10 protein-coding genes are annotated in these 14013 nt (G+C 46.3%); 3 read left to right on the forward strand and 7 right to left on the reverse strand.

Translation table 11 applies throughout. The annotated features are described in order from the left end of the window. The 4 genes from G3352_RS06780 to G3352_RS06795 all read right to left on the reverse strand — a co-directional run bounded on the left by G3352_RS06780 (position 1) and on the right by G3352_RS06795 (position 4546). The gene (locus G3352_RS06780) at positions 1-246 is read right to left on the reverse strand and encodes an HPr family phosphocarrier protein (RefSeq protein ID WP_024631140.1); all 246 of its coding nucleotides are present in this window, start codon (positions 244-246) and stop codon (positions 1-3) included. Positions 247-342: 96 nt separating this feature from the next. Next, positions 343-1458, reverse strand: a complete 1116-nt coding sequence (locus G3352_RS06785; RefSeq protein WP_113053921.1) for an aminopeptidase — start codon at positions 1456-1458, stop codon at positions 343-345. A 109-nt stretch (positions 1459-1567) separates the two neighbouring features. Then, positions 1568-2434, reverse strand: a complete 867-nt coding sequence (locus G3352_RS06790) for a hypothetical protein (protein ID WP_163755204.1) — start codon at positions 2432-2434, stop codon at positions 1568-1570. A gap of 132 nt (positions 2435-2566) precedes the next feature. Beyond that, positions 2567-4546 carry a sensor domain-containing diguanylate cyclase gene (locus G3352_RS06795; protein WP_163755206.1) on the reverse strand — a complete coding sequence of 660 codons (1980 nt, stop codon included), beginning with the start codon at positions 4544-4546 and terminating at the stop codon, positions 2567-2569. Positions 4547-5009: 463 nt separating this feature from the next. Between G3352_RS06795 and rpsD the strand changes: the two genes are divergently transcribed. Then, positions 5010-5609, forward strand: coding sequence for a 30S ribosomal protein S4 (gene rpsD / locus G3352_RS06800; protein ID WP_076288214.1), 600 nt, complete (start codon positions 5010-5012; stop codon positions 5607-5609). Positions 5610-5970: 361 nt separating this feature from the next. After that, on the forward strand, positions 5971-9090 hold the full coding sequence (locus G3352_RS06805) for a transglycosylase domain-containing protein (RefSeq protein WP_163755208.1): 3120 nt from the start codon (positions 5971-5973) through the stop codon (positions 9088-9090). A gap of 172 nt (positions 9091-9262) precedes the next feature. Here G3352_RS06805 and acsA read toward each other — a convergent pair whose 3' ends face one another. Next, positions 9263-10987: an acetate--CoA ligase gene (gene acsA / locus G3352_RS06810; protein ID WP_163755210.1), complete on the reverse strand. Its 1725-nt coding sequence runs from the start codon at positions 10985-10987 to the stop codon at positions 9263-9265. A 272-nt stretch (positions 10988-11259) separates the two neighbouring features. On the opposite strand from acsA, the gene G3352_RS06815 reads away from it, so the two are divergent. Beyond that, positions 11260-11892, forward strand: a complete 633-nt coding sequence (locus G3352_RS06815) for a GNAT family N-acetyltransferase (RefSeq protein WP_163755212.1) — start codon at positions 11260-11262, stop codon at positions 11890-11892. Between the two features lie 148 nt (positions 11893-12040). Here G3352_RS06815 and G3352_RS06820 read toward each other — a convergent pair whose 3' ends face one another. Both G3352_RS06820 and ccpA read right to left on the reverse strand, forming a co-directional pair. Then, positions 12041-12736, reverse strand: a complete 696-nt coding sequence (locus G3352_RS06820) for a 5'-methylthioadenosine/adenosylhomocysteine nucleosidase (RefSeq protein WP_163755214.1) — start codon at positions 12734-12736, stop codon at positions 12041-12043. 210 nt (positions 12737-12946) lie between these two features. Then, positions 12947-13960, reverse strand: coding sequence for a catabolite control protein A (gene ccpA / locus G3352_RS06825; RefSeq protein WP_024631149.1), 1014 nt, complete (start codon positions 13958-13960; stop codon positions 12947-12949). Between the last annotated feature and the right edge of the window lie 53 nt (positions 13961-14013).

The raw sequence follows: 14013 nt of genomic DNA on the forward strand, positions 1-14013 counted from the left end.
TTACTCGGATGCGATACTTACATTCAGTCCATGTTTGGCAAATACTTCTGACATAGCTGCTTTGGCTTCAGCTGCATCCGGTCCATGAACATGCAGTTCATAGCTGTGCGTGCTGATCAGCGTTGTAAACAGTCCGAGAATACTTTTTACATCGATATACTTGTTCTCTGAATGAAGCACGATTGAAGAAGTAAACTTGCTCGCTGTTTGAGCAATTTCCACTACCGCTGCGTTATTACTCGACATAGGAATCCCTCCGTCTTTTCACTTTTGGTATCATCTATTAATTACCACTACATGATACCGTGAATCCGCTTTCCTAGCAACAGCAAAATACTGTTCCTATTTCAGACGATCCGGATTGAGGCATTCCAGCTCAGGAATAACGAAAATCCCGTCTTTACGGATCAATACATCATCAAAATAAATCTCGCCACCACCGTAGTCTGGACGCTGGATCAACACCAGATCCCAGTGAATGGAGGAACGGTTTCCGTTATCTGTTTCTTCATATGCCTGGCCTGGCGTAAAGTGCAAGCTGCCTGCAATTTTTTCATCAAACAGAATGTCCTTCATTGGGTGCAGGATATGTGGATTGAAGCCAATTGCGAATTCTCCGATATGACGAGCGCCATCATCTGAATTCAGAATTTCATTGATGCGGTCTGTATCGTTGCTTGTTGCTTCAACAATTTTACCGTCTTTGAACGTGAATTTAATATTTTCAAAAGTAATGCCGTTATACAACGTTGGCGCGTTATAACTAATCGTTCCGTTCACGGAATCACGTACAGGGGCACTGTACACTTCGCCATCCGGAATATTTTTTTGGCCAGAACATTTCTCTGCACCGATATCTTTAATGGAGAAGCTCAGGTCTGTTCCCGGTCCAGTGATACGCACTTTGTCCGTGCGTTTCATCAGATTAGCCAATGAATCCTGTGCTTTGTCCATTTTAGCGTAATCCAGGTTACATACGTCGAAGTAGAAATCTTCAAACGCTTCTGTGCTTGTATTCGCCAGCTGTGCCATACTTGCATTCGGGTAACGAAGAACAACCCATTTTGTATGTTTTACCCGTTGCTCGCTATGTACCGGATGGGAATAAAGTGAATTGTACATTTTCATTTTCTCTTCCGGTACATCGGAAAGATCATTCACATTCTCCCCTGCACGGATGCCAATGTAACAATCCATTTGCTTCATCCGGTTCAGATCGATCTCTGCCCAGGTTTTCATCATTTCTTCTGTCGCATTTTTGAGCATGGCACGCTGTACTGTTTTGTCAGTCAGCTGTACAAAGACGTTACCGCCTTTTTTGCCTACTTCTTCAATAATTGCATTAATCAGGTCACGTTCTGTACCGATCATCTCAACCAGCACGTTCTCGCCGGGCTGTACATCTACAGAGTAGCCCACCAGATTGGCTGCGAGCTTCTGAATTCTTGGGTCTTTCATCGTGTAAACTCCTCCTGTCATCCGCCATTCCCGAATTGAACAACGGTAAATTACGATACTATTGTAGCACGCTGCAACGATCCCGTCAGCAGGTAGCCCCGCAACTTATCTATTCATAGGCCCTGAAGTTTACATCTGTGACAAGAGCTTCTTTATTCCTTTTGCTATTCATGTCCTTATAGCTCACCTGGCTTTCCGAGGAAAGTCGCAATGGCAAGCTAGTTTTCTGATCTACGGTTAGATGATACACCGTCTGTACCTCGGCCTGTTTCATCATCTCTTGCATCGATGTTTCACCTTGCTCCCACACTTTGTTCAAATCCTTCTCCAGTTTCTCCTGACTACCTCCCTTAACCGCAGTAGCCTTGTGCATATACTCCGCCCGAATCGCATTCATCTCGTCGTTAAGCTGCGCGAGTGCCCACGTTTTGGCGTCTTTCGGCGCGAGTTCAATACGCAGTATTTTTGTTCGACGGCCTGAACCGTACTCGGACTTTATCGTCTTGTTCATACGATCGATACTTTCCATTTGAGCGATAGGATTAAAACGGGACAGCGAACCACGCAGGGGCTCATGTTGGGCAGTTAAAGCCATCCATTGTCCTTGTTTTCGTTCAAAAGATGCACTGAATCCACTCGGTTGTCCATTATTGTTAACAGCGGCGGAATTTACTCCTTTTACTCCCGTTCCGGCAGCAGTCACAGTTCCAGGCAGCCTCGTTTGCAAGGTCAAACGGTCATGATTCTCCAGCTTGCCCTCAAATTTAAACTGATTTTCGAACAGCCCGCTGCTTTCTCGTCGCAACCCCGCTTCCCCATCAAAACTCAGCTTTTCTTTGCCTGCAATTCCTGATAAAGCCAGTGAAAATAATTCCTCGGGAGTTCGATCTCGCTCTAACATTCCACAACCAGGAGCACACAACACAACAATGCTCAGAATCAACAATAGCCCACGTATATACCGACGGTTCAACATGTTCTATTCCACCTTTCCATCAAACTTTCTCCATAGCCTGCCCCTCCCTTATTTGCTTATACTTCCTTCCTTTGGCATCGCCTCTTCAAAAAAATAAAGAGAGGACGACTCCGCAATCGGAATAGTCCTCTCTTAACGTGTAACTTCCTGTTCTTCCATGACGATCCGATTTCGACCACCATGCTTCGCATCATACAAGGCCATATCAGCCCGGTAAAATAACGATTCCACACTAACCTTCTCATCCATCCAGTTCCATTCGGCAATACCGCTGGATACGGTCACGGAAGGCCTTGTCTCCTCAGCAACTCTGGTACGAATGATTTCTGCATATTCCAGTGCCTGACGAGCACCAATCTGAGGCATATAAATAGCCAGTTCTTCTCCACCCCATCTGGCACAGATATCCTCAGGCCGGACGGAACTCGTCACAATGTCGCTCACCTGTTTTAATACCTGATCACCTGTTTGGTGCCCAAACGTATCATTCACCTGTTTAAACTGGTCAATATCCACGACAATCAGTGAACCACAGAATTCATGAGCCTGACGTTCATGGATCACACTATCCAGATAATGCCTCACATACAGTCCTGTCAGCATATCCAGGTTAGCCAAACGTCGTACCTCGGCGTGAAGCGTTGCATTGGAGAGAGCAAGTCCAATATGAATGGACAACATCTGCAACAGACGGTAATTGTCATACGAAAAATACTGCTTTTTTGGATGTCCCAGCAAAATGGCACCCTTCACTTCACCATTCACCCGAACGGGTGAAGCAATCAATGACATAGAACCGGTAAGATCCATGAAGACCGATGACACTCTATCGTATTTCGCATAATTGGATAGAATGAGCGGTTCTTCGGTTTGATAGAGCAACCCTGCAATTCCATAATCCATTGGAAACGTTTTGCGACCTAACTCATTCACATTGGATGACATTACTTCAAATTGATCCGTACTGTCATTCAGTTGAAGAATACAACATGATTCAGCCTGAAAGATGTCCTTTAACTCCTGCTCGGAGAATTGATAGATCTCCATCAGCTGCAGGCTTTTGTTCAAACGTTGTGTCAGATCGTTGATTAGACGAAGTTCCTGGATCAACATATTCGATTGCTCGTGCAGTTTGGCATTTTCAAAGGCAGTTCCTGCTGTATCCGCCATCATCGTAATGAGTTGGAGATCGGAATCTTCCATTAACTCCTCATTCATCTCAATATGAAATACACCATAGATCCCTTGTTTACCTTTTAGAGGAAGACCAACCTCCAGAATGCGATGTTCACCTTCATCCGATCGAACAACAATGAGCTTGCCCTCCATAAACGATTGTACACAGATGTCTTCTCCACGTTCATGAACAAGCAACGGTTTAATACGGGGGTTGAGGCTGCTCTGATCCTGAGACATATACAATGTCATACGGGTTGTTGGATATAAGTAGTCAATGCTGTCGAACACTTCATCCAATATCGCGTCCACATCCATTTTGTCATGCATCCGTTGAACGATTTGGAAGAGTATTGACCTTCGGTGTTCTTCTCGTGCTGTTTGTTCATGAGCATGTAATAGATCCGTCATAAATATGTATTCAAATCTTCGGTAAAAGCAGGTACGATAATGCAATGCCTCCGATCGAACAACGGCTTCAGACGTGTCATCTCGATGTTGCTCGTAGGTTATAGCAGTGAAGACAGCAAACATATCCTTATTTGTTCTGGAGAATAGAGGTTCAGCCATTAGATGGTACTCTCCATTTTCAGTGGTTCCACGTAACGACTGGGCCTGTCCCGTTTCAAGGCATTGCATCACAGTCGAATGTACATCGAGCAATGGAGCCCCTTCAATCCCTTGCCCCATACAGATCCCTTCTGTATTCCATACGTTGTATATTATCGATGATCTGTCTGAGTGTGGCCGCCGTTGGGCATTCCAGTCGGTGTATGCTTGCTGCAGTAGGGTTCCCAAATATGAAAAATCAAAAGGTGTGATGTCCATTTTTTGCATCCAGAATACATGCGCTTCGTGAGGAGCGGCAGAAGATGCGGAATCGCCCGAACTTCGCGAATTCAAGCTGGCTGGTTTACTTCTTAGATGTTCTAACATGTCAGGCGCTCCTTTGCACCGTTTTTGCATCCACTCGGATGCATTAATCTGCAGACGTTATCGCAAACCTGCAAATCCTATGCGATAACCTTAATGTACAAGATCATTTAAAGTTAAGATACAATCTATTTTACTCTCTTTAAAGCATTTTTGCATCCATATTTCAGAAAATCGTCCCATTATTTTGGGCCTAAGGACCTATCGACAAATTTAGACGTTTTTTTGCTTTTATCACACGCTTGACTTTGGTTCTAGTAAACTGTAAAATAAATTGTTGATGAAGACTACTAATGGGTCTTTAAATTTGGGCATTACCGGTTGTGTCACCCTCATTCTTTTTGTTGCTTTCAGGACAGCGGCTGAACTTTTCTGATCGTCTTATGCGTGGCTTAGCCCGCATCAACAAATTGGAGCGCAAACAGAGCCCTATATGAACTTTAACTAAAAAGGAGCTACTTTAAACATGGCACGTTACACTGGTCCTAAATTTAAATTGAGCCGTCGCCTCGGCATTTCCCTGAGCGGAACAGGCAAAGAATTGAAACGTCCTTTCCCTCCAGGTCAGCACGGAGCTAACCAACGGAGAAAAATGAGCAACTACGGTATGCAATTGCAAGAAAAACAAAAACTGCGTCACATGTACGGTTTGGGCGAGAAGCAATTCCGCACTCTCTTTGCTAAAGCGCAAAAAATGCAAGGTATCGCGGGTGAAAACTTCATGTTCTTGCTTGAGAGCCGCCTTGATAACCTCGTATACCGCCTTGGATTCGCTAACTCCCGCGCTGGTTCGCGTCAGTTGGTATCCCACGGTCACGTAACTGTAAACGGCAAAAAAGTTGACATTGCTTCTTACCAAGTAAGCACTGGCGACGTTATCAGCCTGCGTGAAAGAAGCCGCGGTCTTTCTTCCGTTAAGGAAGCTTTGGAAAACCGTTCGCATCTTCCGGCATACGTAGAATTCAACGATACTGCTCTGGAAGGTAAATTTATTCGTTTGCCTGAGCGTTCGGAGTTGTCCCAAGACATCGACGAAAAACAAATCGTCGAGTTCTACAACCGTTAATCGTTGGAATTTCATTAAGCTTCACACCAAACAGCTGTCCGAGATTTTCTCGGCAGCTGTTTTTTTTATTTTAAGAGAAACAAAGAGTAAAAAATGGAGGTCATCCCTCCTGTATCAATTGCATGGATATGGCCTCCTTCCTATACATAGTCATCTATTTTCATCCACACTCAAATGCTCAAGACTTCCACGTTTTACTGAAATTCTCCATGACTTCTCATGATATGTAATTCAATTCCGCATGATATATATCATAAACCAAGAAAGAATGGCAATTTTCGACCATTGCTTGTATTTCTCAGGCATGCAAACCAGCCTTTTTATGCTATAATAAGTGCTGTTAAAAGGAGGAAGACACTGAATGGTTGATGTTAATAAGAAAAAGCCCGATGAACAGCCTGCCCGCAAGCGCAGCTTCGCCCGCAGACTGGGTAGTTTCGTCAAATGGATGGTTGTCCTGGGATTCATGGGGGTACTATTTGTAGGCGGTGCTCTGATGGGATACGTCAGTTCCATTGTGAAAGACGAACCCGTCCGTTCAAGGGCGCTGATTGAACAAAAAGTCAGCGAAAACTCCATCACAGGCTTTGCTTACTTTGCCGACGGCAGCCCGATCGGTCAATTACGAACAGAAGAAGACAGGCGTCCGGTCACCTTTGACCAGATTCCGCAGAACGTTATTGATGCAGTCATTTCGATTGAAGACAATCATTTTTACGAACATAAAGGTGTAGACATGAGCGGAACGCTCCGTGCCGTGAAACAGAAAGTGCTAAAAGAATCTGTTCAAACTGGCGGTAGCACACTGACTCAGCAATTGGCCCGGCGTGTATTCCTCAATCTGGATCGAACCGAGGACCGGAAAGTGAAAGAAATATTACTTTCGCTCCGACTCGAACGTTTCCTGACCAAAGACGAAATTATGACAGCGTATCTGAACAAGGTTCCTTTTGGTAACGGCTCCAGTGGATATAATGTATATGGAGTCAAGGCAGCTGCCAAAGGACTGTTCAATATTAATGATTTGAGCACATTAAACACAGCTCAGGCTGCTTATCTGGCAGGATTGCCTCAGCTCCCCTCCTCTTATTCTGCCTTTAATGGAAAAGGCGACTTTGTTGAGGACAATTTTGAGCGAGCAATTAATCGTCAGCATCTGGTCTTGCGCCGTATGCTGGAATTGGGCAAAATTAATCAATCCGAGTATGACGAAGCTCTTGCTTTTGACATCAAGAGTTCACTCGCACCCAAAACCATCAAAGCTTACAATACTTATCCATACCTTATGATGGAAACAGAGCGACAAGCTGCACAGATTTTAATGCAACTCAATTCCGATAAAGCTGAAGGCTCGGATGCCAAAGCGGATACAGCCAAGGATACGGATACAGATACACCGCAAAAAGAAAGCAGTGTCCTGCTGGAAGAAGCTCAGCAGCAATTGCGTACAGGTGGATATCGTATCTACACGACGATCAACAAGAGTATCTACAAAACGATGCGTACCATTGCCGAAGATGACAGTAATTTCGCTGCTGACGATCCCGTGAAGGGAAAAGAGCAGACTGCTGCCATGTTGATCAATCACAAAACAGGCGCCATTCTCGGCATGATTGAAGGCCGTGATTTCCAGGATGAACAGATGAACTATGCAACTCAGATGGTGCGTCAGCCAGGTTCAACTATGAAACCCATTGCTGCTTATCTGCCTGCACTGGATGAAGGACTTGTTCAACCGGCTTCCATTATTGATGATTCACCGATAATTCTCAAAGACGGCCAGACCGGATTCCATATTCCGAAAAATGCCAACAATCGCTACCAGGGACTTGTGACTGCACGTAGAGCACTCAACTACTCGCTGAATGTTCCTGCGCTGAAGCTGTTCAACGAAGATGTTGGTATCGACAAATCATGGGCTTTCGCCAAGAAGCTTGGGATTACCACCATCCAACCGATTGACTACCAAGCCCAGACTGGTGTACTTGGAGGACTTCAGTACGGTGTTACCGTTGAAGAGCTCACCAATGCCTATGGAGCCATTGCCAACAATGGTGTGTACAATGATTCCTATATGATTAGCAAAATTGTAGACTCAAAAGGGAATATCGTATATAAACACGATGCAGAACCTGTTCAAGCTTTCTCAGAACAGACGGCATACCTGATGACAGATATGCTTCGCACCGTTATTACGGAAGGTACAGCCGATAAAGTTCGTGAAAACTACAAGTACTCCAAGAGTGTGCCTATCGTAGGCAAAACGGGTTCAACTCAAAACTACGCCGATGTTTGGTTTGAAGGCTATACGCCGGATGTCACGTTGGGTGTATGGGTTGGATACAAACAGCCGGTAAACACGCTGGAGACCAGATCACAGAAGAAACGTGCACAGCAGCTGTGGACGCAAATCATGAATCAAGTCATCGCTACTGACAAAGAGATGTTCGTAACCGATTCGTTCAAGAAACCATCCGGGATCGAGACACGAACCGTATCCGCTTATAGCGGCAAATTGCCAACATCTCTTACTGACAGATTTGTCACTGATATTTTCAATAGCAAATTTGTGCCGAAGGACAGCGATGATGGCGTCGCAAAAGCCAAATATATCACTTACAATGGTGTCAACTACATTCCGCGTGATGAAACACCTGGAGATATGACGAAAGAGAAAACCGTCGTTAAGCGCAAGAAACCGATCTCTGATCTCATCAAGGAACTGCAAAGTGCATTCTCACGCATGAGTCGTCACGAATCACTTGCATATTACCTGCCGGAAGATGCCGATGCAGACATGCCGACACAGATCGATCCAAGAACCGATAACGGCAAAGCACCGGATGCACCAGGCAATGTGAGAATTTCCGTTGCCAACGGGAACGCCGTGATTACGTTTAATGCAACACCGGAAAGTGATGTGGTTGGTTATCGCCTGTATCGCTCAGTAAATGGCGCCGGATTCCAGAATCAGGGGCAGGTTGTCCTGACAGGTGAGTCCAGATCATTTACCGCATATGCACAGGGTGGAAACTTTGCGTTCTACGTTACAGCAGTAGATGTAGCGGGTCGTGAGTCTGCTCCTAGCGCAGCAGTTAGCAGTGCGGGAATGGTAGAGCCTCCTGCAGATGAAGAAATAAATGAACCGATTAATGTTCCGGGAACAGTCGTTACACCGGAAGACTCTCAGAATGAGAATGCCGCATCTACGGCTCCGGCTACGCCGGGCCAAGTGACCGTGTCGGCGCTCTCCCAAGGACTGCGCATTCAGTGGGCCTCCAATCCGGAATCGGATGGCGTTCAAAGTTATGCTGTATATTTTAGTGAAACAGGGGCAGCCCCTTACACCAAAATTGGCACAACTTCAGGTACCTCCATGGACTACGGAGTGCCTGCATCCACCAGTGGATGGTTCAAGGTATCCGCCAGCAACAGCATAGGCGAATCCGAGCCGTCCGGAGCCGTGCATTTCCAACCGTAATACAGAGTTACCATAGCTCCACTCTTAACCCCATTCTCGCATCATGAGGATGGGGTTTTGTTATTCGTGCATAATCCAAAGTAAAAAAGCCTGATCCGTAAGTGAGACACGGATCAGGCTTTTTATTGGAATCATGGGACAAGCAGACACGTAGCATCTGCTGGTTTATACTTTAGTCTTCAATGGTCGATAGATCGCCTGTCGGCAGATCCAACTCCCAAGCTTTCAACACACGGCGCATAATCTTGCCGGAGCGGGTCTTGGGCAGTTTATCCTTGAACTCAATCTCACGCGGAGCGGCATGAGCAGACAAGCCTTCTTTTACAAATCGATAGATCTCTTCCTTCAGCTCCGGTGTCGGCTCATACCCCTCACGCAGTGCCACAAAGGCCTTAATGATCTCTCCGCGAGTTACATCCGGTTTGCCGATAACGCCCGCCTCTGCTACCGCAGGGTGCTCTACGAGCTTGCTCTCCACTTCAAAGGGGCCAATGCGTTCGCCTGAAGAGTTAATGACATCATCAATCCGGCCCTGGAACCAAAAGTAGCCATCTTCGTCCATATAAGCGGAATCACCGGATACATACCAGCCAGAAAGTCGGAAGTACTCCTCGTATTTGGCCGGGTTATTCCAGATCTTCGCCATCATGGACGGCCAGGAAGTACGAATAGCCAGGTTACCCATACTGTATGGCGGCAGTTCCTGTCCTCGATCGTCAATAATGGCGGCTTCAATCCCCGGTAATGGACGACCCATGGAACCTGGTTTAATTGGCATGCCCGGGTAGTTACAGATTAACTGTCCACCCGTCTCCGTCATCCACCAGGTATCATGAATTCGCTGTCCATAGGCTTTCCAGCCCCAACGGACCACCTCGGGATTAAGCGGTTCGCCAACAGACATGACGTGACGGAGACTGCTCAGATCATGCTGGGCAATGGTCTCTTCGCCCGCTCCCATCAACATACGGAAAGCCGTCGGCGCACTGTACCATACGCTAACTTTATTTTTCTCAATGGTGCTGTACCAGTCTCCTGGACTAAATCGTCCCCCGCGAATAACGTTGGTCACCCCATTCAACCAGGGTGCAAAGATCCCGTAGGATGTACCTGTGACCCAACCCGGATCAGCTGTGCACCAGTATACGTCATCCTCGCGCAAATCGAGTACAACCTTGCCGGTGTAATAATGCTGAATCATCGCATTCTGTACATGATATACACCTTTCGGTTTACCTGTAGAGCCGGATGTATAGTGAATCAGCAGACCGTCTTCGCGAGTCAGCCACTCCACTTCCATATCATCGGAAGCTGCCGACATCTCTGCATCAAAGTCGATGAGTCCTTCTTCCGTCTGCGGACCGCCACCCACAACAAAAATATGCTTCAGTTCAGGCAACTCGGAACGTTTGATTCGTCCCAGCAATTGAGGGGTCGTCACCAGGGCTACAGCTCCGCTATCCTCCAGTCGGTCTTTCACCGCAGTTTCCATAAACGCTTCAAATAGCGGACCTGCAACAGCCCCAACCTTCAATATGCCCAACAGACTAAAATAGAGCTCAGGACTGCGTGGCATAAAAATAAATACCCGATCACTTTTAGCAATGCCATATTTACGCAGGACGTTACCGAAGCGACTGGACTGCTCACTCAAGTCAGCAAACGTGTATGCCTCTTCACGCGAAGCATCACTGTATAATAGCGCCGTTCTCCCGCCTCTTCCTTCCAGCACATGACGATCTATCGCTTCATGCGCCATGTTGACTTTCCCGCTGGCGTGCCACGTAAAGTGCTTTTCAACCGATTCCCAATCAAACCGGCTTCGGGCCTCCGTGTAATCGCCCAGATTAGATTCAGACACAACCGTTTGCAGCATCTCACCATGTGCTTGACTCATGCTTGCCAGCCTCCTTCAACTCGACATTTCGATTCCCAATATGGGTCACTTCTGATTGCCTTTGTGTTGACTGAACTTCCAGTTAGCGCTTACATTAGTAGAGAGAACTTCTCATCATGTACTTGCCCAGGCCAAACCGATGAACCCAAACTGCAGTTGAATTGTGAACATTTTTTGTCTACGCAATTATAGCAAATCTTTTCAATCATCGTCTATGGCTTTTCAAATTTTTGGTTTTTTGCTATAAGTAGGGGGAGAGAGGAGCATGAACTATGGAGCATATTAAGGAGCATCATATGCGTTCCATCTTCAAGTCCGGCCACCGAATCATCATTGAGGGACCAGTTCAGGTCGAGACGATTACGCAGCTTGAATTTCATTCCGATCTGGATGCCTTCCGGCGCCCTTCGGAACAACAGGAGGCATTGGCCGAAATTGCCGCTTTGCCTGAAGGTCGAATCATCATTGCACGGGAGAATGAAACCATTGTCGGTTATGTGACTTTCCATTATGCAGATGAATGCGAACGTTGGTCGGAAGGCAATATGACCGATCTAATTGAGCTGGGCGCCATTGAGGTTGCGGATTCCTATCGCTCTCTCGGGATTGGGCGAGAAATGCTGCTCACCGCGTTTGAAAATGGACAGATGGAGAAATATATCATATTCACAACGGAATATTACTGGCATTGGGATTTGAAGGGCAGCGCCCTTTCCGTGTGGGATTACCGCAAGATGATGGAAAAATTGATGCAAACCGTAGACATGACTTGGTACGCCACCGATGATCCCGAGATATGTTCACATCCGGCGAATTGCCTCATGGTCCGCATTGGCAGCCAAGTACCCCTGGAATCGGAAGAACAGTTCGACCGCGTTCGATTCCGCCATCGTTTTATGTATTAATCACGACTTCGCATGCAAGATTCCGAATACGTATACATAGAAAAACCGCCTCTTCGCAACAGGTTCATCAAGGATGATCTGAAAGGAGGAAGCGGTTTTTGTTGTTTTTAAGCCTATACCATGCTCAACATGCGTATACCTTATGGGGTTACATATGTCCCAGCATATGTTCCACAATACGGTGAGAGCGCTGGGAAGACTCCACAGTAAACTCGGCAAAGTTCACATGTGCTGATCCATCTGCTTTGTCAGACATTGCGCGAAGTATAACGAACGGAACACGGTTCATGAAGCTTACTTGCGCTACGGCAGCTCCCTCCATCTCCGCACATGCCCCATTCATTTCGGTATACAGCATTTTCACCGTATCCTTGTTTGCAATGAATTGATCTCCTGACAGCACTTTGCCGATCAGATAGTTCGCTCCTTGCGCTTTGCAGGCTTCTTCAGCTAACGCAATAAGGGATGCTTCCGCCGGAAAGGCGGACGTCTCCTGATAAGGAATAACCCCGCGCTCAAATCCAAGTGGAGTCACATCCATATCATGCTGTACACATTCGGACGAGATGACCATATCTCCAATGTTCAACTCCGGATTAACTGCACCCGCAACACCCGTGAAAATAATACGGTTAACCTGAAAACGATCAATTAAAATCTGTGTCGTCACAGCTGCATTTACTTTACCCACGCCTGATTTGCAGACCACAATCTGTTTACCCAGCCATTCACCTGCGACATAGGTAATACCGGTTTGTTTTACAGTCTCTAGTTGCTTCATACCAGCCAAGAGAAGTTCTACTTCCTCATCCATTGCACCAATGATACCGATCGTTTCACGCATGTTATGACCTCCTATATAGCATTCTGCATGCAAACCTGGACTCGTTTCCCTCCAAGTATGTTTTTTAGTCTACGTCTCCAAAACCCATTCAGCACAAAAGCTCCGTTTCCGGAGCTTCCGTCATTCCACTATGTAGAGAGAATGCCTTCTCCCTTTCTTAAACCATTTCCATTTCAATCGGAAATGACGATGAATCATCCAAGCCTGTATTTAAACTACGTCTGCATGGCTTACAGACAGACGAAGAATCGTTTCATGCGGCAAAATAACCCGTGGGTTTTCCACATTTTCTTTCTTCATAAGCTTGGTCAGCAAACGCATTGCTACAGCGCCCAGGTCATACATCGGTTGAGCTACAGTAGTCAACTGAGGGCGGACCATGGAAGCCATACGAATGTTATCCACACTGATGATGGAGAAGTCATCCGGTACCTTCAGACCTTCATCCTGAATGCTGTGAATAGCACCAATTGCCATCTCATCTGTTGCAGCAAAGATTGCCGATGGTTTTTTCTTCAAACCGAGGAAATACTTCATCGCTTCCACACCAGACTCATAACGATAGTTACCAATGCGTACGAGATCCTCCTGATATTCCATACCTGCTGCTTCAAGCGCTTTCTTGTACCCTTGGAAACGAGCATAACCGTTGGCAGGATCTTGCAGTGTACCACTGATCATTGCGATTTCCTTGTGTCCATGACGGATCAACGTATTTACAGCGTCAAATGCCGCTGCTTCATGATCGATATCTACAGAAGGGTACGTGCCCTTCTCGTCACTTGTTGCACAGAGAACAATCGGCACAGCCGCTGATTGGAACGCCTGAATATGCTCATCCGTCACAGTTCCACCCATGAAGAGCAGACCGTCCACTTGTTTCTCGAGCAACGTGTTAATTACACGAATTTCTTTTTCTTTCTTCTTATCCGCGTTACACAAAATAATGTTGTAGTGATACATATTCGCAATATCTTCAATTCCGCGGGCAATCTCTGCAAAGGTTGAGTTCGAAATGTCCGGAATAACGACCCCGACCGTGGTTGTCTTCTTGCTCGCCAAGCCTCTGGCTACCGCATTCGGCCGATATCCCAACCGATCGATGGCTTCATATACTTTTTTGCGTGTCTGTGGCTTAACATTAGGGTTATTATTAACAACCCGTGATACCGTTGCCATAGAGACACCGGCCTCACGTGCCACATCATAAATGGTTACCGTCACAGTACTTCTCTCCATTACCAGTAAATTTTCATACCATTTTCATTAAGATTTAT

It is taken from the genome of Paenibacillus sp. ALJ109b (assembly GCF_010747435.1).
GTDB classification, from domain to species: domain Bacteria; phylum Bacillota; class Bacilli; order Paenibacillales; family Paenibacillaceae; genus Paenibacillus; species Paenibacillus taichungensis.